This window comes from Streptomyces yunnanensis, from assembly GCF_029011865.1.
GTDB lineage: Bacteria > Actinomycetota > Actinomycetes > Streptomycetales > Streptomycetaceae > Streptomyces > Streptomyces yunnanensis.
The window spans coordinates 5,385,903-5,402,796 of record NZ_CP095749.1 but is presented as its reverse complement, the minus strand read 5'-3'; the positions used below and the strand labels follow the sequence as shown (position 1 = coordinate 5,402,796).

Genomic DNA, 16,894 nt, shown 5'->3' with positions numbered 1-16,894 from the left:
CCACGCGGCTGCGTCAGGCGAGCCGGACCACGGCGCGGGACATGCCCAGCACCTTCTGGCCGGCGCTCTTGGCGGTGAGGTCGACGCGGACGGTCCGCTCCGCGTCGTCGAGCTTGGCCGCGACCGTGCCGCTGACCTCGATCAGCGCACCGGTCCCGTCGTTGGGCACCACGACGGGCTTGGTGAAGCGCACGCCGTACTCGGCGACCGCACCCGGGTCGCCGACCCAGTCGGTGACCACCCGGACCGCCGAGGCCATGGTGAACATGCCGTGCGCGATGACGTCCGGCAGTCCGACCTCCTTGGCGAACTTCTCGTTCCAGTGGATCGGGTTGAAGTCCCCGGAGGCGCCGGCGTACTGGACGAGCGTGGCGCGGGTCACAGGGAAGGTCTGCGCGGGGAGTTCGGTGCCGACCTCGACGTCGTCGTAGGCAATCTTCGCGGTCATCTCAGGACTCCTCAGCGGGCCGGGCGACGAGCTTGGTGAGGGCGGTCACAACGTGCTCGCCGGCCTCGTCGTGCACCTCGCCACGGATGTCGATGACCTCGTTGCCGGCCATGGAGCGGATCGCTTCGATGGTGGAGGTCACAGTCAGCCGGTCGCCGGCGCGCACCGGACGCCGGTAGGCGAACTTCTGGTCGCCGTGGACCACCCGGCTGTAGTCCAGGCCGAGTTGCGGATCCGCGACGACCAGCCCGGCAGCCTTGAACGTGATGGCGAACACAAAAGTCGGCGGCGCGATCACATCGGGGTGACCGAGTGCTTTGGCGGCTTCGGTGTCCGTGTAGGCGGGATTGGGGTCACCGATCGCCTCGGCGAATTCGCGGATCTTTTCCCGCCCGACCTCGTACGGGTCGGTGGGCGGGTACGTGCGTCCGACGAATGACTGGTCGAGCGCCATGGGCTCGCAACCTCCCTGAACTGACGGTGCTAATGCCGCGAGGCCGCCCCCAGGAAATGGGGACGGCCTCACAGACGAGCCTGAGTTATCGCGTCTCGCGGTGCGCGGTGTGCGCGTTGCAGCGCGGGCAGTGCTTCTTCATCTCAAGGCGGTCCGGGTCGTTGCGCCGGTTCTTCTTGGTGATGTAGTTCCGCTCCTTGCACTCCACGCAGGCCAGCGTGATCTTCGGGCGGACGTCGGTGGCAGCCACGTGAGTGCTCCTTGACGGACGGATAGTCGATTTGAACGCATAGAAGAGTAGCCGACCGGAGGACCGACCCCACAATCGGCTACTGTCAGTAGCGGTGACCGGACTTGAACCGGTGACACAGCGATTATGAGCCGCTTGCTCTACCGACTGAGCTACACCGCTGCGATGAGCGAGTCCCCCGTCCGAGGACGAGGTACCTCACACATCAGAGCCCCAATACGGAATCGAACCGTAGACCTTCTCCTTACCATGGAGACGCTCTGCCGACTGAGCTATTGGGGCGAGCGATGAAGACATTACACGGCCCGCCGCCAAACGTGAAATCCGAATCCGCGTCGCGCCCCAGCAGCCCCCCGCACCACGCCAGTACGACTATTCCGCGCCTGCGCGAAGCTCTCCGGGGCGCGCCCTAGGCTCGGATCCACACCGCGTGATCTTGCACGCCGTGGCTTCGAGGAGCGCGATGTCCGACAGCAGTTCGCCGCAGCCGGGGAAGCCCGGGGGTGCCGGGCGGTACAGCCGGCCGGATTCCGGTGCGCTGGTCCTGTGCGGTGCCCGGCTCGCCGACGGCCGCACCGTGGACGTCCGGCTCGGCGGCGGGCGCATCGAAGCGGTCGGCACGGCCGGCAGCCTCGCTCCGCAGGGCGCCCGGGTGGACCTCGCCGGCTATCTGCTGCTGCCGGCCCCGGCCGAGCCGCACGCGCACTGCGACACCGCACTGACCGCGGACGCCGACGGGCCGGCCTCCGACTCCACCGAGGACGTCCAGCGCCGGACCACCGAGGCGGCGCTGCTGCAGCTCGGGCACGGGGCCACGGCCTCCCGCAGCCACGTGCGGATCGGCGGCGTCCAGGGACTGGGGGCGCTGCAGGCGGTGCTCCAGGCCCGCCGGGCGCTGCGCGGACTGGCGGACCTGGCGGCGGTGGCGGTGCCGCGGGTGCTGACCGGAGTGGCCGGCGCGAACGGGCTGGCGATGCTGCGGGACGCGGTCAAGATGGGCGCCACGGTCATCGGCGGCTGCCCGGACCTGGACCCCGACCCGACCGGGTACGTGGAGGCCGTCCTGGAGGTGGCCGGCGAGCACGGCTGCCCGGTGGACCTGCACACCGACGGCGACGACCCGGCGCGGTTGGCGCGCGTCGCGACGATGTGCGGCGGGCTGCGACCGGGGGTGGCGATCGGGCCGTGTGCCGGGATGGCACGGATGCCGCGGAGCGTGGCGGCCCGGGTCGCGGAGCAGTTGGCGGCCGCCGACGTCACCGTCGTCTGTCTGCCGCAGGGCGACTGCACGGGCCTGGAGCGCAACGGCACCCGGGTGTCGCGGCCGGCGCCGGTGCGGCTGCTGCGGGCGGCCGGGGTGCGGGTGGCGGCGGGCAGCGGGGCGCTGCGGGACGCGGCCAACCCGGTGGGCCGGGGCGACCCGTTGGAGGCCGCGTACCTGCTGGCGTCCTTGGGGGAGGCCACGCCCGAGGCGGCGTACGAGACGGTGAGTTCGGCGGCGCGGGCCACGCTGGGGCTGCCGGAGGTGCGCGTCGAGGCGGGCTTCCCGGCGGAGTTGCTGGCGGTGCGCGGGGAGCGGATCGCCGGGGTGCTCTCGTTGGCGTACAGCCGGATCGTGGTGCACCGGGGGCGCGTGGTGGCGCGCACCAGTGCGGTGCGCGAGTACTGCGATTCGGTGGACGTGGCACTGGAGTTGCCCCGCCAGTCGCAGCGCTAGGGCGCTTCTGACGGATCTCCGTGGAAGAAGGAGCGGCGCCTGGTGCGTGCGATCGCAAGGCGCCGGGATGTCTTCATAGCGGAGCTATGGGGACATGTCGGCAACGCCGCATGGGGGTCCCCCCGCGCCCTCAAGGCGTGGGGGAGGGCATGCCAGGCGCCGCGACGCCGCGGAGATCCGTCAGAAGCGCCCTAGGCCCTGTCCCCGGGTGTGGCGGGGCGGTTGGGCGTACGGTCGGCAGCATGCGCATTGTCATCGCAGGTGGACATGGTCAGATCGCGCTGCGGCTGGAGCGGTTGCTGCATGCGCGCGGGGACGAGGTCGCGGGGATCGTCCGGCGGCCGGAACAGGCCGGCGATCTGCTGGCCGCGGGTGCCGAACCGGTGGTCTGCGACCTGGAGTCGGCGTCGGTGGGCGATGTCGCCCGGCATCTGGAGGGGGCGGACGCGGCCGTCTTCGCGGCGGGCGCCGGGCCGGGCAGCGGCGCCGCGCGCAAGGACACGGTGGACCGCGGCGCGGCGACGCTGTTCGCGGACGCCGCCGAGGCGGCCGGCGTACGGCGCTTCGTGGTCGTCTCGGCGATGGGCGCGGACCGGGAGCCCCCGGAGGGCACCGATCCGGTCTTCGCGGCCTATCTGCGGGCCAAGGGCGCCGCGGACGCCGATGTACGGGCCCGGGCCGGGCTGGACTGGACGATCCTGCGTCCGGGCCGGCTCACCGACGATCCCGGTACCGGCCAGGTGACGCTGGCCGACGCGACCGGGCGCGGGGCGGTGTCGCGGGACGACGTGGCGGCCGTGCTGGCGGCGCTGCTGGAGGAGCCGGACACGGCCGGCCGGACGCTGGAACTGATCGGCGGGGACGTGCCGGTGGCGGACGCGGTGCGGAACGTGGCGTCGCACTGAGGCCCGCGGCGGCGGAGGTGCCCGCGCGGGCCTGAGGGCGTCTTTGCCGCCCCGTGGCGGCCACCGGGCCGTCCCGGGGGTCCAGGGGCGCTGGACGGCGCCCCAGCGGCGTCCAGCGCCCGCGGTCGGCCCCGCTACGGCAGGACGAGGATCCGGCCGAGGTGCGACCGCTCCTCGATGAGCCGGTGCACGGCGGGCGCGTCGGCGAGCGGGAACCGGGCATGGACGGCGGTGCGCAGCCGTCCGGACGCCGCGTGGCCGGCCAGTTCGGCCATTTCCGCGCGGGCCCGTTCCGGGGCCGCCGCGCGCCAGGCCAGCAGGGAGAACCCGACGACCGTCCGGAGCGCGAAGAGGCTGGTCACGGGGACGTCGAGCAGTTCGCTGCCGGCGACCCCGTAGACCACGACGCGACCGAACGGCGCCAGCAGGTCGAGGCTCTGCCGCAGGATCTCGCCGCCGACGGAGTCCAGGACCAGGTCCACTCCCCCGGGCGCGACCTCGCGGACCCGTTCCGGCCAGTCGTCGGCCGAGTAGTCGACGGCGGCGTCGGCGCCGAAGGAGCGGACGAAGTCGAACTTGCCCGGTGAGCCGACCGCGGCGATCACCTTCCCGGCACCGAGGAGCTTGGCGAGCTGCACCGCGAGGTGGCCGATGCCGCCGGCCGCGGAGTGGACCAGGACGGTCTCGCCCTCGGCCAACTGGCCGGTGCGCAGGGTCCGGAGGGCGACCGGGGCGCCCATGGGGAGCATGCTGGCCACGCCGAGGTCCACCCCGTCGGGTACCGGGGCGAGCCACTGGGCGTCGGCGACGACCTGCTCGGCGAAGGCGTCCTCGCTCAGCGTCGCGACCTGCCGCCCGATCAACTCGCGGTCGACGCCGGGGCCGGCGGCCTCGACGGTGCCGACCACGTCGCCGGTGAGCCGGCCGGGCAACGGGCGCCGGAAGAGCGGTCCGGCGGCCGGCCCGCGCCGCATCCTGGTGTCGACGAAGTTCGCCCCGATCGCCTCGGTCCGCAGCAGCACCTCGCCGGGCCCCGGGGCGGGGACCTCGGCTTCCTCGATCGTCAGGACGTCGGGGCCGCCGTACTCGTAGTAGCGCACGCGTCGCATGCCAGCTCTCCTCGGTGGTCGAAGAAACGCAGCGGTGAGTCGGTCCTGACCGACGCGACAGACTGAACTGGACCAGCGGTCAGGTTATGTGCTGACCGTAGCCATTACTGGACCATCGGTCCAGTTGTTTCTGCGAAATGATGGCCCTCCGGCATCGACCGGGCCCCGAGGACACGGGACGGAGAGGGTGAGGACCGATGGCGGAAGCCCGCCGCGAACGCGCCGACGCGGTACGGAACCGGCGCGCCATCCTGCTGGCGACCGAGGAGCTCCTGGCGCACCATCCGCCGGAGAAGATCTCGATGGAGCAGGTCGCCGCCGCGGCCGGGGTCGGCAAGGGGACGGTCTTCCACCGCTTCGGCAGCCGGATGGGCCTGATGCGGGCCCTGATGGAGGAGCGGGCGGTGGCGCTGCGCGAGGCGGTCACCGACGGCCCGCCGCCGCTCGGCCCGGGCGCCGCCCCGCGGGAGCGGCTGCTCGCCTTCCTGGACGCCGTCGTCGAACTCGTCGCCCGCAACAAGGGCCTGCTGGCCGCGCTCTGCCACGCCACCACCACCGCCCAGCGCCCCGCCGACGACGCACCGCGCGGCGAGCACCCCTTCCACGCCTTCTGGCACGGTCATGTCAGCGCCCTGCTCGCCGCACAGCGCCCCGACCTGGACGCCGGGCTCCTGGCGCACTTCCTCATCGGGGCCCTGCAGAACGAGCGCGTCCTGCGGCTGCTGGAGCGCGGCGAGACCGCCCACGTGGCCGGGACGCTGCGCACATTGGTCACCGGACTGCTGGACGCCGCGCCGACGGCCGACGAAAACGCGCCCGGGAGGCCGTGAGACCCGGCCGGCGGCGCGCCGCACCGGGACGCGGAAAATTCACCCGCCCCGTCCCGCGGGCCGCGCCGCCACCCGAAAGACGGGACCGCGGGACGACGCAACGCAAAGGACCCCTGAACCGTATTCCTACGATTCAGGGGTCCTTCATGGCTGTGGCGGCGCCAGGATTCGAACCTGGGAAGGCGAAGCCGGCAGATTTACAGTCTGCTCCCTTTGGCCGCTCGGGCACACCGCCGGGGGTGTCGTCCGGGATCCCGCTGTGGGGCGGTGTTCCCTGGCAACGACGTAAACCATACCCGATGACAGGGGGTGCTTTGCCACTCGATTCGGGAGCGCTGGATCTTGGCCGGGTGGCTAGGCTTGGCAGGCGGCCCGGGAAGGGCCGCATCTCTGATGGATCTACGTACGAGGAGCCAATCCACCATGGCCGACTCCAGTTTCGACATCGTCTCGAAGGTCGAGCGGCAGGAGGTCGACAACGCCCTCAACCAAGCCGCCAAGGAGATCTCGCAGCGCTACGACTTCAAGGGCGTGGACGCGTCGATCCAGTGGTCGGGCGAGAAGATCGAGATGCGGGCCAGCGCCGAGGAGCGGGTGAAGGCCGTCCTGGACATCTTCCAGTCCAAGCTGATCAAGCGCGGCATCTCGCTCAAGGCGCTGGACGCCGGCGAGCCGCAGGCGTCGGGCAAGGAGTACAGGATCTCCGCCTCGATGGAGGAGGGCATCTCCCAGGAGAACGCGAAGAAGGTCGCCAAGATCATCCGCGACGAGGGGCCGAAGGGCGTCAAGGCGCAGGTGCAGGGCGACGAGCTGCGCGTCACCTCCAAGAGCCGGGACGACCTGCAGGCCGTCCAGCAGCTGCTGCGCGGCAAGGACCTGGACTTCGCGATCCAGTTCGTCAACTACCGCTGAGCATCCCCGCCGAGGGCGGGTGACGGGCGGGAGCCGTCGGGGCGGCGCGACACGGGAGCGCGCCGCCCCAACGGCGTTGCGGGGCACGAGGGTTGACCTCAAGCCTGGTTGAGGTCGCAGGGTGGTCGCATGACTGCCGACACGCCTTTCCCCACGCCTTCTTCCGCTTCTTCCGCGCCCGCGTCGTCGCCGGCCGGGTTCCGGGTCGATGTGTTTCCCGAGGTCCGACGGCCGGACGCCGGGGCGGTGCTGATCGGCGAGTGGGACACGGGCGGTCCGGAGCGGCAGCGGGCGGTGATGGACGGGGTGGCCCGCCTCTGGGCGGAGGCGCCGCTGCCGGACGGGTTGCTGTCCCGGGTGCTGTTCGCCGGGACGGACGGGCGGAGCGTGCTCAACTACGGCCAGTGGACCAGCCATGCGGCGCGCCGGGAGTTCCTGCGGACCGGGGCCGCGGGACTGAGGGACCGGCTGGCGGCGCTGCTGGACGACGTCGGAGGCGTCGGCACCGGCGGGCCGGGAACGTACCGGCTCTACGCGAGCCTGCCGCCGGGCGGGGAGCCGCCGGCGCCCGGGTGCGTGGTGCGGACGGCGTTCCGGACGGCCGGGGAGGACACGGCGCGACGGCTGGTCGACGGGCTGCTGGAGCGGGCCGACGGGCGGCGGGCCGGGGACGGCGCGATCGCCTCGTACTTCCACCTCTCCGAGGACGGCACCCGGGTCGTCGACTACAGCGAATGGGCCGACCCGCAGTCCCACCGGCGGGTGGTGGACACCCGGCTGCGGGACGGCGGGCCGGTGATGCGCTTCCTCGGCGGGCTGGACGGCGTGGAGCCGCTGGGCTTCCGGCGGTTCACGGCCCCGAGGGGGCTGGTGCGCGCCCTGCCGGCCTGAGGGTCAGCGGGTGGCGAACGGCTGGTCGGTGGGGACGATCTCGCGGCCCAGCGGCAGCAGGGAGAGCGGGATCATCTTGAAGTTGGCGATGCCGAGCGGGATCCCGATGATCGTCACGCACTGGGCGACGCCGGTGACGATGTGGCCCAGCGCCAGCCACCAGCCCGCGAAGATGATCCAGATCAGGTTGCCGACCGCCGAACCGGCGCCGGCGTCGCGACGCTCCACCGTCGTCCGGCCGAACGGCCACAGGGCGTAGCCCGCGATGCGGAAGCTGGCGATGCCGAACGGGATCGTGACAATAAGGACGCAGCAGATGATTCCGGCGATGACGTAGCCGACCGCCATCCAGAAGCCGCTGAGGACCAGCCAGAGGATGTTGAGGATGAACTTCATGATCGGCAGCCTTCCAGGGGCAGGTCGGGGAGTGGTTCCGCCGTCCTAGACGCCGCCGGCCGCGGGAAACGTTGCGTGTTTCGCGTACCTGTCCCCCAAGGGGCGGTCGGCGATCGGCTTCAGGGGCGGTGGTGGCCGGCCATCTGCTCCAACCGGGCGATGCGCTCGCGCATCGGCGGGTGGGTGGAGAAGAGGCGGGAGAGGCCCTCACCGCGGCGGAACGGATTGGCGATCATCATGTGGCCGGCGGTCTCCAATCGGGGCTCGGGGGGCAGCGGGAGCTGCTGGGTGCCGATCTCCAGCTTGCGGAGCGCGGAGGCCAGGGCGAGCGGGTCGCCGGTGAGCTGGGCGCCGGAGGCGTCGGCCTGGTACTCGCGGGAGCGGCTGACGGCGAGCTGGATCAGCGAGGCCGCCACCGGGCCGAGGATCATGATCAGCAGCGTGCCCAGGAGGCCCGGGCCCTCGTCGTCATCGTCGGAGCGGCCCACGGGGATCAGCCAGGCGAAGTTGACCAGGAACATCACGACCGAGGCCAGCGCGCCGGCGACGGAGGAGATCAGGATGTCGCGGTTGTAGACGTGGCTGAGCTCGTGGCCAATGACGCCGCGCAGCTCGCGCTCGTCGAGGATCCGCAGGATGCCGTCGGTGCAGCAGACCGCGGCGTTGCGCGGATTGCGGCCGGTGGCGAAGGCGTTGGGAGCCTGGGTCGGGGAGATGTACAGCCGCGGCATGGGCTGGCGGGCGGCGGTCGAGAGCTCGCGGACCATGCGGTAGAGCTGGGGCGCCTCGAACTCGCTGACCGGGCGGGCCCGCATCGCGCGCAGGGCGAGCTTGTCGCTGTTCCAGTACGCGTAGGCGTTGGTGCCCACGGCGACCAGGACCGCGACGATCAGGCCCGTACGGCCGAAAAGACTGCCGATGACGATGATGAGTGCGGACAGTCCCCCGAGGAGTACGGCGGTCCTGAGCCCGTTGTGCCGGCGGTGCACGGTACGCCCTCCAAGTGGTGCGGCAGGGGAACCCTTTGCTTCGTTTCTCCACTCTCCAGTGGACCCTTACTCACTGGTCAACGCGAGAGGGGCGGGGGTGGTTCCCCGGCCCGTGCCTGGTCGGAGGGCGGGCGGGGCGCGGCCGGAGGGGTGACCCGGTGGGCGGACGGGGCTGCCGTCCGCCGTACGGCGGGACAGGGCCTAGGGCGCGTCTTCAAATGATCTTGAGTGGTGGATCATGGTTGGGTGATACGTCGTCATGAACTGTCCGATGCCGAGTGGGAGTTTGTCCGGCCCTTGTTGCCTGAGTCGTTGCGGGGCAGGAAGCGGCTGGACGATCGGACCGTGCTCAACGGGATCGTGTGGAAGTTCCGTACCGGCACGGCTTGGCGTGATGTCCCGGAGCGGTATGGACCGTGGGCCACGCTGCACACCCGTTTTCGCAGGTGGGCCCTGGACGGCACGTTCGAGCGAATGCTGCGGGAGGCCCAGGCGAGGGCGGACGCGGCCGGGGACATCGACTGGCTCGTGTCGGTGGACTCCACCGTGGTCCGCGCCCACCAGCACGCTGCCGGGGCCCGAAAAGGGGGCTGCGCGAGCCCGCACTCGGACGGTCCAGGGGCGGTCTGACCAGCAAGATCCATCTGGCGTGCGACGCCCTGGGCCGCCCGCTCGCCTTCACTGTCACCAGTGGCAACACCAACGACTGCACCCAGTTCACCGCCGTGATGGAGGCGATTCGGGTTCCCGGGTCGGTCTCGGACGGCCACGGGTCCGGCCCGCCCACGTCCTGGGCGACAAGGGCTACAGCTCGAAGGCCATCCGCGCCTGGCTCCGGCGGCGCGGCATCGGCCACACCATCCCCGAACGGGCCGACCAGATCCGTAACCGGCTCAGGCGCGGCAGCCGGGGCGGACGCCCGCCGGCCTTCGACAGGCAGCTCTACAAGCAGCGCAACGTGGTCGAACGCTGCTTCAACCGGTTGAAGCAATGGCGTGGCATCGCCACCCGCTACGACAAAACCGTCGAGTCCTATCAAGCAGCCGTCACCCTCGCATCGCTCCTGATGTGGGCGTGACATTTGAAGACAACTCCTAGAGGAGGGCGCCGGCGGCGAACCGGAGGACGAGCTGGGGGGCGCCGGAGAGGGCGACGCCCAGCGCGGTGGCGAGGGTCAGGGCGGTGGTGAGGGCCGCCGGGATCGGGGCGCGGGGCGCTCCGGCGGGCTCGCCGGCCGGGGTCTCGGCGGGCCGGAAGAGGGCCGCCGTCCACTGGAGGTAGTAGTAGAGCGCGATCACGACGTTCACGGCCATGACGACGGCGAGCCAGCCGAGCCCGGCGTCGACCGCCGCGGAGAAGACCGTCACCTTGGCGAACAGGCCGATGATGCCCGGCGGCAGGCCCGCGAGGCACAACAGGAAGAAGCCGAGGGCGAGCGCCACCAGGGGGCGGCGGTGGTAGAGGCCCCGGTAGTCGGCGAGGCGGTTGGCGGGGCTGGTGCGGGCCACCAGGGCGGCGACGGCGAAGGCGCCGAGGTTCACCGCGGCGTACATCAGGGCGTAGGCGACGGTTGCGCCGATGGCGTGCGCGGGGTCGTGGGTGTAGCCGGCCGCGGCGATCGGGACCAGCAGGTAGCCGGCCTGGCCGACGGAGGACCAGGCGAGCAGGCGGACCGCGCTGTGGGCGCGGTCCGGGTCCTGGCGGAGGGCGGCGGCGTTGCCGACGGTCATGGTGAGCGCGGCCAGCACGGCCAGCGCCGGGCCCCAGACGTCCGCGTAGGCGGGGAAGCCCTGGACGGTGACCAGGATCAGGCCGGAGAAGCCGACGGCCTTGCCGACCACGGAGAGGTACGCGGCGATCGGCAGCGGCGCGCCGACGTAGGTGTCGGGCACCCAGAAGTGGAACGGGGCGGCGGCGGTCTTGAAGGCGAAGCCGACGAGGGTGAGCGCGACGCCGGCGCTGGCCAGGGTGGCCAGGCGGGGGTCGGGGAGGGCGGCCAGGGCGTGCGCCACCCGGGAGAGGTGGAGGCTCCCGGTGGCCGCGTAGACGAAGCTGACACCGAGGAGCATCACGGCGGTGGCGGCCACCGAGGAGAGGAAGAACTTCAGTGCCGCCTCGGAGGAGAGCCGGTCGCCGCGGCGCAGCCCGACCAGGGCGAAGGCGGGCAGCGAGGCGACCTCCAGGGCGATGACCAGGGTGGCCAGGTCCCGGGATGCGGGCAGCAGGGCGGCGCCGGCCGCGGAGGAGAGCAGCAGGAACCAGTACTCCCCGGCGGGCAGGTCGTGGTCCTTGAGGGTGTCGATGGACAGCAGCGCCGTCAGGAGCGCGCCGCCGAGCACCAGGAACTGGACGATCAGGGTGAAGTGGTCGGCCACGTAGCTGCACGCGTCGGGCATGTTCGCTGCGAGCGCGGAGCGCTCTCCGCCCGGGGTGGTGGCGGGCGACGGGTGGGCAAGGCAGAAGGTGCGGCGGCGGCCGTCCAGGAGGGGCAGCAGCAGGAGCGCGGAGGCGGCCAGGCCGGCGGTGGCGAGCCAGCCCAACAGGGGCTTCCGGGCGGTCGGCAGGAAGAGGTCGGCGACCAGCACCACCAGGGCGACGGCGGCGGTGAGGGTGGGCGGGGCGATGGCGAGCCAGTCGACGGACTGGACCAGCGAGGTGACCTGACTCATCACTTACCGCCTCCGAGGAGCTGCTGGACGGCCGGGTTGGTGAGGCCGAGGAGGGCCGCGGGCCACAGTCCGGCGAGGACGGTGAGGACGGCCAGGGGGCTCCAGGCCGCGTATTCGTAGCGCGCGAGGTCGGGGAGGGCGGGGGCGGTGGCCGGCCCGCCGGTGTCCTGCGGGGAGGTCGGGGCCTTCAGGGTGCCGCCCATGCAGACCCGGCGGACGACCAGCAGCAGGTACGCGGCGGTCAGCAGCGTGCCGAGGCCGGCCAGCGCCATGAACGTCAGGAACGCGGGGCGGCTGAGGCCGGCGGCCGGGCGGAAGGCGCCGAACATCGCCAGCATCTCGCCCCAGAAGCCGGCCAGTCCGGGCAGGCCCAGGGAGGCGACGGCGGCGAAGGCGAACAGACCGCCGAAGCGGGGCGCGCGGCCGTAGAGGGCGGCGCCGGTGGCGACGGGAAGGGGCGCGGCAGAGCCGCTCGTTGAGGGGCGGTGGCCGGGCGACGGACGGGACAGGGTGTCCAGGTCGGTGCTGCCCAGGCGGTCCTTGAGGCCGCCGACGAGGAAGAAGAGCAGGCCGGTGATCAGGCCGTGGGCGATGTTGGCGAACAGCGCGCCGTTGACGCCGGTGGGGGTCATGCTGGCGATGCCGAGCAGGACGAAGCCCATGTGGCCGACGGAGCTGTAGGCGATCAGGCGCTTGAGGTCGCCCTTGGCGCCGGTGCGGACGAGGGCGAGGCAGGCCAGCGAGCCGTAGACGATGCCGACGGCGGCCAGCGCGGCGAGGTAGGGCGCGAAGGTGTGCATGCCGTCGGGCGTGATCGGCAGCGCGATCCGGACGAAGCCGTAGGTGCCCATCTTCAGCAGGACGCCGGCCAGCAGCACCGAGCCGACGGTGGGGGCGGCGGTGTGCGCGTCCGGCAGCCAGCTGTGCAGCGGCCACATCGGGGACTTGACGGCCAGTCCGATGCCGACGGCGAGCACCGCGACGAGCTGCACGGTGTGGCTGAGCTGGGCTTTCGGGCCGTTGTCAGTGGCCAGTGCGACCATGTCGAAGGTGCCGGATTTCACGCCGATGAGGAGGAGGCCCAGCAGCATGACGACGGAGCCGAGCAGCGTGTAGAGGATGAACTTCCAGGCCGCCGCCTGCCTTCCGGCGCCGCCCCAGCGGGCGATGAGGAAGTACATCGGGATGAGGACCATCTCGAAGGCGAGGAAGAAGAGCATCAGGTCCAGGACGGCGAAGGTCGCGAGGGTGCCGGATTCCAGGACGAGGATCAGCGCCACGAATGCCTTGGGGGACGGGCCCGTTGGCATGTTGAAGTAGCTGTAGAGGGCGCAGAGGAAGGTCAGCAGCGCGGTCAGGACGACGAGGGGGAGCGAGATGCCGTCGACGCCGAGGTGGACACGGATGCCCAGCGCCGGGATCCAGCTGAGGTCGGTGGTGGCCTGCATACGCGCCGGGTGACCGTGGTCGAAGCCGACGGCCAGCGCGAGGGTCGCGGCGAACACCACGCCGGTGACGGTCACGCCGTGGCGCAGCACGGCCTGGTCGGGGTTCTTCCCCTTCAGGCCGGGCGGGGCCGGCAGCAGCGCGGCGAGCGCGCCGATCAGGGGGAGCACGACGGAGCCCGCGAGGAGGATCTGCAGGGCGGTGTGGTTCACGGGTCAGGCCCTCCTGCGGGGTTCGGCTCCGGCGAGGCAGGCCACGAGGACTGTCGGCTGGGGGTGCGGGGGTCGGCCCCCGGGGGATGGCGGCACGGTCAGGCTCCCGTGCCCGTGGCGACGAGGGCGGCGGCGACGCCCAGGACGAGCGCGCCGGCCAACAGCGCCCCGAGGTAGGTCTGCACGTTGCCGGTCTGGGCGCGGCGGACGGCGGCGCCCAGCCAGCGGGGGGCGGTGCCCGCGCCGCTGACGTAGGTGTCGACGACGGCGCGGTCCAGGAAGCGGACCAGCTCCGCGGCGGCGCGGACGGGCCGGACGAACAGCGCGGAGTAGACCGCGTCGAGGTGGAAGCCGGCGGCCGCGTGGCGGTGCAGCGGCCCCAGCAGGAGCCGGCCGGGGTCGGCCGGGTCCGGGGCGCCGGCGGCGTCGCCGTAGGCCGGGGGGTGGGTGACGATGGCCAGTTCCTCGGCGAGCGCGGGGGTGGCGTCCTCCGCCACGGCGACCGCGCCGAGCGGGGTGCGGGTGGCCAGGGCGCTGGTGTGGCGCCAGGCGGCGTAGGTGATCAGGCCGCCGACGAGGGCGACACCGGTGCCCAGCACGGAGGTGGTGAGGGTCGGGGTGAGCGAGCGCCCGTCGAACCAGGCGGGCAGGAAGGTGGCGGTCAGGCCGAAGCCGACGGTGGGGAGGAAGAGCACCCACAGCACGGCGGTCATCGCGCGCGGCTGTGGGCCGTGGTCGGGGACCTCGGGGCCGGTCCCGCAGAACGTCAGCAGCCACAGCCGGGTGGCGTAGGCGGCGGTGAGGAGGGCGGTGAGCAGTCCGGAGATCAGGACGGTCCAGCCGGCGGCGCCGGGGACGCCGGCCGCGTGGCCGGTGGCGGCGTGCTCGGCGGCGCCCAGGACGGCTTCCTTGGAGAAGAAGCCGGCGAACGGCGGGATGGCGGCGAGCGCGAGCAGCGCGACGGTGACCGTCCAGAAGGCGTCCGGGATGCGCCGGGCCAGGCCGCCCATCCGGGACATGGCGGCCAGCGAGTTGGTGCCCGCGGCGTGGATGACCACGCCCGCGCCGAGGAAGAGGAGGGCCTTGAACGCACCGTGCGACAGGAGGTGGAAGACGGCGGCGCCGCGGTCGCCGACGGCCAGCGCGCCGGTCATGTAGCCGAGCTGGCCGACGGTCGAATAGGCCAGTACGCGCTTGATGTCGTCCTGGGCGAGCGCGGCCAGGGCGGAGCCGACCATGGTCACCGCGGCCATCACGGCGAGCACGACCAGCGCGGCGGCGGAGGCGGCGAAGACCGGCAGCAGGCGGGCGACGACGTAGACGCCGGCGGCGACCATCGTCGCGGCGTGGATGAGCGCGGAGACCGGCGTCGGGCCGGCCATCGCGTCCGGGAGCCAGGTGTGCAGCGGGAACTGCGCCGACTTGCCGGCGACGCCGGCCAGCAGCAGCAGCGCGATCAGCGTCGGGTGGTGCAGGCCGTCGCGGGCGACGTGGCCCAGGATGCCGGTGATCCGGAAGGTCCCGGCGTCGGCGGCCAGCGCGAAGATGCCGAAGAGGAAGGGCACGTCGCCGAGCTTGGTGACGAGGAACGCCTTCAGGGAGGCGGCGCGGGCGGCCTCGGTCTCCCAGTAGTGGCCGACGAGGAAGTACGAGCAGATGCCCATGACTTCCCAGCCGACCAGCAGCACCATCAGGTCGCCGGTGTAGACGACCAGCAGCATCGCGGAGGTGAAGAGCGAGACCAGGGCGGCGTAGGAGGGGTAGCGCGGATCGTCGCGCAGGTACGCCGTGGAGTAGATCTGCACGCAGGTCGCCACCACGCCGACGAGGACGCCGATCAGCGCGGCGAAGCCGTCGACGTGCAGCGCCAGGTCGACGGGGAGCGAGCCGGTCGGGGTGAGCCGGGTGGCGACGTCGGTGGCCGGGCCGCCGCCCTGGCCGACGGCGACGGCGACGGTCAGCACCGCCGCGGCCAGCGTCGGCAGGACCGCCAGCGGGCGGACGAAGCCGGGCGAGCGGCGCCCCGTGAGGAGGCCGACGACGGCCCCGAGGAAGGGCAGGAGGGGGGCGAGTACGGCGGTGGTCGTGAGAGTCACGCGGTGGCCTCCGCCCCGGTGTCCGGCTGCGGCTGCCGTGGTGCGTCCGCGCTGCCCGCACCGTCCTGGCCGGACGGTCCGGACGGCCGCTCGGCGAGGTCGCGGAGCCGGTCGATGTCGGAGCTGCCGCGGTTGCGGTAGACGAGCAGCACGATCGCCAGCCCGATGCCGATCTCGGCGGCGGCGACGGCGATGGTGAAGAGGGTGAGCGCCTGGCCGGCGTGCAGGGTGTCGCGCAGCCAGACGTCGAAGGCGACGAGGTTGAGGTTGACGGCGTTGAGCATCAGCTCGACGGACATCAGCACCAGGATCGCGTTGCGGCGCGCGAGCACGCCGTACAGGCCGGTGCAGAAGAGGAGGACGGCGAGGACCGCCGGGTACGCGAGATGCATCAGAGCCGCCCCTCCCGCGCGGCGGGCGCCGAGGTCTCGGCTGCGCCCTTCGCGCCGCCGCCCCGGCGGGACAGCGCGACCGCCCCGACCAGCGCGGCGAGCAGCAGGACGGAGAGCGCCTCGAAGGGCAGCACCCAGAAGCGGAACAGGCTGCGCCCGGCGGCCTCTGCGGAGCCCTGAACGGCCCCGTCGAGGTCGATCCAGGTGGCGCGGAAGGCGTCGACGACGACCCAGACCAGGGCCGCGGCCGAGGCGCCGGCCACCGTCAGCGCGACCCAGCGGTTGCCGGAATCGGCGTCCGGGGACGGGCCGATGGGCGCCTTGGTGAGCATCAGCCCGAACAGCAGCAGCACGACCACCGACCCGACGTAGATCAGCACCTGCACCCAGGCGATGAACTCGGCGGTGAGCAGGAGGTATTCCACGGCGATCCCGCCGAGGGCGACCACCAGCCACAGCGCGGCGTGCACCAACTGCCGGGAGCCGACGGTCATCAGGGCGGCGCCGAGGGTGGCGATGCCGACGAGGACGAAGGCGATCTCGACGCCGGTGGGCGAGAGGAAGCCGTGGCTTGCGGCGGCGAGCGTCACGTTCCCTCCTGAGTGTCGGTCGGGTCAGCGGTGCTGACCGGGGGCGGTTGCGGGGCGGCGGCGGCCTGCTGGGCGGCGAGCTTGTCCGCGGCCTTGCGGGCGGCGGCGATCTCCTTGGGCTCCTCGGCCGCCGGGTCCAGCGCGGGCGGCTCGGGCACCGTCCACATCCACTCGCGCAGCTTGTCGCGCTCGTGGGTGAGCTCGCGGATGTCGGTCTCGGCGTACTCGAACTCCGGCGACCAGAACAGCGCGTCGAAGGGGCAGACCTCGATGCAGATGCCGCAGTACATGCACAGCGCGAAGTCGATCGCGAAGCGGTCCAGGACGTTGCGGCTGCGCTCCCGGCCCCCGGGGGCGGCCGGCGGCACCGTCTCCTTGTGGGAGTCGATGTAGATGCACCAGTCGGGGCACTCGCGGGCGCACAGCATGCAGACCGTGCAGTTCTCCTCGAACAGCCCGATGACGCCGCGGGTGCGCGGCGGGAGGTCGGGCTGGACGTCCGGGTACTGCGCGGTGACGGACTTCCGCGTCATCGTGCGGAGCGTGACGGCCAGGCCCTTGGCCAGGCCGGAACCGGGGATACCCATC

At 72.6% G+C, this 16,894-nt stretch carries 17 protein-coding genes, 3 tRNA genes and 1 pseudogene; 6 read left to right on the top strand and 15 right to left on the bottom strand.

Annotation, left to right across the window (positions count from 1 at the left end):
• Positions 1–13 precede the first annotated feature (13 nt).
• The 5 genes from MOV08_RS23550 to MOV08_RS23530 form a co-directional block, all read right to left on the bottom strand.
• Complete coding sequence (locus MOV08_RS23550) at positions 14–448, bottom strand: MaoC family dehydratase (protein WP_039635291.1); 435 nt, start codon at positions 446–448, stop codon at positions 14–16.
• A gap of 1 nt (position 449) precedes the next feature.
• The gene (locus MOV08_RS23545; protein WP_039635289.1) at positions 450–902 is read right to left on the bottom strand and encodes a MaoC family dehydratase N-terminal domain-containing protein; all 453 of its coding nucleotides are present in this window, start codon (positions 900–902) and stop codon (positions 450–452) included.
• An 85-nt stretch (positions 903–987) separates the two neighbouring features.
• The gene (rpmG, locus tag MOV08_RS23540) at positions 988–1,152 is read right to left on the bottom strand and encodes a 50S ribosomal protein L33 (RefSeq protein WP_004571794.1); all 165 of its coding nucleotides are present in this window, start codon (positions 1,150–1,152) and stop codon (positions 988–990) included.
• An 89-nt stretch (positions 1,153–1,241) separates the two neighbouring features.
• Positions 1,242–1,314 (bottom strand) — tRNA-Met (locus tag MOV08_RS23535).
• A 47-nt stretch (positions 1,315–1,361) separates the two neighbouring features.
• Positions 1,362–1,434, bottom strand: a tRNA-Thr gene (locus MOV08_RS23530).
• Positions 1,435–1,615: 181 nt separating this feature from the next.
• Here MOV08_RS23530 and MOV08_RS23525 point away from each other — a divergent pair.
• Together MOV08_RS23525 and MOV08_RS23520 are read left to right on the top strand one after the other, a co-directional pair.
• Positions 1,616–2,869, top strand: coding sequence for an amidohydrolase family protein (locus tag MOV08_RS23525; RefSeq protein ID WP_039635286.1), 1,254 nt, complete (start codon positions 1,616–1,618; stop codon positions 2,867–2,869).
• Between the two features lie 242 nt (positions 2,870–3,111).
• Entirely contained in the window at positions 3,112–3,774 is a 663-nt protein-coding gene (locus MOV08_RS23520; protein WP_039635284.1) for an NAD(P)H-binding protein, read from the top strand.
• A gap of 134 nt (positions 3,775–3,908) precedes the next feature.
• On the opposite strand, the gene MOV08_RS23515 is transcribed toward MOV08_RS23520, so the two are convergent.
• Positions 3,909–4,883, bottom strand: coding sequence for a quinone oxidoreductase family protein (locus MOV08_RS23515; RefSeq protein ID WP_275308752.1), 975 nt, complete (start codon positions 4,881–4,883; stop codon positions 3,909–3,911).
• 197 nt (positions 4,884–5,080) lie between these two features.
• Here MOV08_RS23515 and MOV08_RS23510 point away from each other — a divergent pair, with 197 nt between their 5' ends.
• Positions 5,081–5,713: a TetR/AcrR family transcriptional regulator gene (locus tag MOV08_RS23510; RefSeq protein WP_275308751.1), complete on the top strand. Its 633-nt coding sequence runs from the start codon at positions 5,081–5,083 to the stop codon at positions 5,711–5,713.
• Positions 5,714–5,866: 153 nt separating this feature from the next.
• On the opposite strand, the gene MOV08_RS23505 is transcribed toward MOV08_RS23510, so the two are convergent.
• Positions 5,867–5,948, bottom strand: a tRNA-Tyr gene (locus MOV08_RS23505).
• A 188-nt stretch (positions 5,949–6,136) separates the two neighbouring features.
• On the opposite strand from MOV08_RS23505, the gene MOV08_RS23500 reads away from it, so the two are divergent.
• The gene (locus tag MOV08_RS23500; protein WP_039635280.1) at positions 6,137–6,625 is read left to right on the top strand and encodes a YajQ family cyclic di-GMP-binding protein; all 489 of its coding nucleotides are present in this window, start codon (positions 6,137–6,139) and stop codon (positions 6,623–6,625) included.
• Between the two features lie 129 nt (positions 6,626–6,754).
• Positions 6,755–7,516 carry a hypothetical protein gene (locus MOV08_RS23495; RefSeq protein ID WP_275308750.1) on the top strand — a complete coding sequence of 254 codons (762 nt, stop codon included), beginning with the start codon at positions 6,755–6,757 and terminating at the stop codon, positions 7,514–7,516.
• Between the two features lie 3 nt (positions 7,517–7,519).
• Here the strand turns inward: MOV08_RS23495 and MOV08_RS23490 are convergent, their stop codons facing one another.
• Both MOV08_RS23490 and htpX read right to left on the bottom strand, forming a co-directional pair.
• Positions 7,520–7,912 (bottom strand): YccF domain-containing protein, encoded by a 393-nt coding sequence (locus MOV08_RS23490; protein ID WP_039635278.1) that lies wholly within the window; start codon positions 7,910–7,912, stop codon positions 7,520–7,522.
• A 119-nt stretch (positions 7,913–8,031) separates the two neighbouring features.
• A complete protein-coding gene (htpX, locus tag MOV08_RS23485; protein ID WP_039635276.1) occupies positions 8,032–8,901 on the bottom strand; it encodes a zinc metalloprotease HtpX in 870 nt (289 codons plus the stop codon).
• Between the two features lie 249 nt (positions 8,902–9,150).
• On the opposite strand from htpX, the pseudogene MOV08_RS23480 reads away from it, so the two are divergent.
• Positions 9,151–9,979: pseudogene (locus MOV08_RS23480) on the top strand (IS5 family transposase).
• A gap of 16 nt (positions 9,980–9,995) precedes the next feature.
• Here the strand turns inward: MOV08_RS23480 and MOV08_RS23475 are convergent.
• From MOV08_RS23475 to MOV08_RS23450, 6 genes are all read right to left on the bottom strand, one after another.
• Positions 9,996–11,570: an NADH-quinone oxidoreductase subunit N gene (locus MOV08_RS23475; RefSeq protein WP_275308749.1), complete on the bottom strand. Its 1,575-nt coding sequence runs from the start codon at positions 11,568–11,570 to the stop codon at positions 9,996–9,998.
• Positions 11,570–13,213, bottom strand: a complete 1,644-nt coding sequence (locus MOV08_RS23470; RefSeq protein WP_275311864.1) for a complex I subunit 4 family protein — start codon at positions 13,211–13,213, stop codon at positions 11,570–11,572. Before MOV08_RS23470 ends, MOV08_RS23475 begins: the two co-directional genes overlap by 1 nt.
• A 113-nt stretch (positions 13,214–13,326) precedes the next feature.
• A complete protein-coding gene (locus MOV08_RS23465; RefSeq protein ID WP_275308748.1) occupies positions 13,327–15,324 on the bottom strand; it encodes an NADH-quinone oxidoreductase subunit 5 family protein in 1,998 nt (665 codons plus the stop codon).
• A complete protein-coding gene (nuoK, locus tag MOV08_RS23460; RefSeq protein ID WP_275308747.1) occupies positions 15,321–15,716 on the bottom strand; it encodes an NADH-quinone oxidoreductase subunit NuoK in 396 nt (131 codons plus the stop codon). Before nuoK ends, MOV08_RS23465 begins: the two co-directional genes overlap by 4 nt.
• Entirely contained in the window at positions 15,716–16,306 is a 591-nt protein-coding gene (locus MOV08_RS23455; RefSeq protein WP_039635272.1) for an NADH-quinone oxidoreductase subunit J family protein, read from the bottom strand. The genes nuoK and MOV08_RS23455 overlap by 1 nt, the downstream gene beginning before the upstream one ends.
• On the bottom strand, positions 16,303–16,893 hold the full coding sequence (locus MOV08_RS23450; RefSeq protein ID WP_039635267.1) for a NuoI/complex I 23 kDa subunit family protein: 591 nt from the start codon (positions 16,891–16,893) through the stop codon (positions 16,303–16,305). Before MOV08_RS23450 ends, MOV08_RS23455 begins: the two co-directional genes overlap by 4 nt.
• Between the last annotated feature and the right edge of the window lies 1 nt (position 16,894).

Coding starts and splice junctions, on each gene's coding strand:
- MOV08_RS23520 (WP_039635284.1), top strand. CDS start 3,112: ATGCGCATTGTCATCGCAGGTGGACATGGTCAGATCGCGCTGCGGCTG.
- MOV08_RS23545 (WP_039635289.1), bottom strand. CDS start 902: ATGGCGCTCGACCAGTCATTCGTCGGACGCACGTACCCGCCCACCGAC.
- nuoK (WP_275308747.1), bottom strand. CDS start 15,716: ATGCATCTCGCGTACCCGGCGGTCCTCGCCGTCCTCCTCTTCTGCACC.
- MOV08_RS23450 (WP_039635267.1), bottom strand. CDS start 16,893: ATGGGTATCCCCGGTTCCGGCCTGGCCAAGGGCCTGGCCGTCACGCTC.
- MOV08_RS23550 (WP_039635291.1), bottom strand. CDS start 448: ATGACCGCGAAGATTGCCTACGACGACGTCGAGGTCGGCACCGAACTC.
- MOV08_RS23490 (WP_039635278.1), bottom strand. CDS start 7,912: ATGAAGTTCATCCTCAACATCCTCTGGCTGGTCCTCAGCGGCTTCTGG.
- MOV08_RS23500 (WP_039635280.1), top strand. CDS start 6,137: ATGGCCGACTCCAGTTTCGACATCGTCTCGAAGGTCGAGCGGCAGGAG.
- MOV08_RS23515 (WP_275308752.1), bottom strand. CDS start 4,883: ATGCGACGCGTGCGCTACTACGAGTACGGCGGCCCCGACGTCCTGACG.
- MOV08_RS23475 (WP_275308749.1), bottom strand. CDS start 11,570: ATGAGTCAGGTCACCTCGCTGGTCCAGTCCGTCGACTGGCTCGCCATC.
- MOV08_RS23495 (WP_275308750.1), top strand. CDS start 6,755: ATGACTGCCGACACGCCTTTCCCCACGCCTTCTTCCGCTTCTTCCGCG.
- MOV08_RS23525 (WP_039635286.1), top strand. CDS start 1,616: ATGTCCGACAGCAGTTCGCCGCAGCCGGGGAAGCCCGGGGGTGCCGGG.
- MOV08_RS23510 (WP_275308751.1), top strand. CDS start 5,081: ATGGCGGAAGCCCGCCGCGAACGCGCCGACGCGGTACGGAACCGGCGC.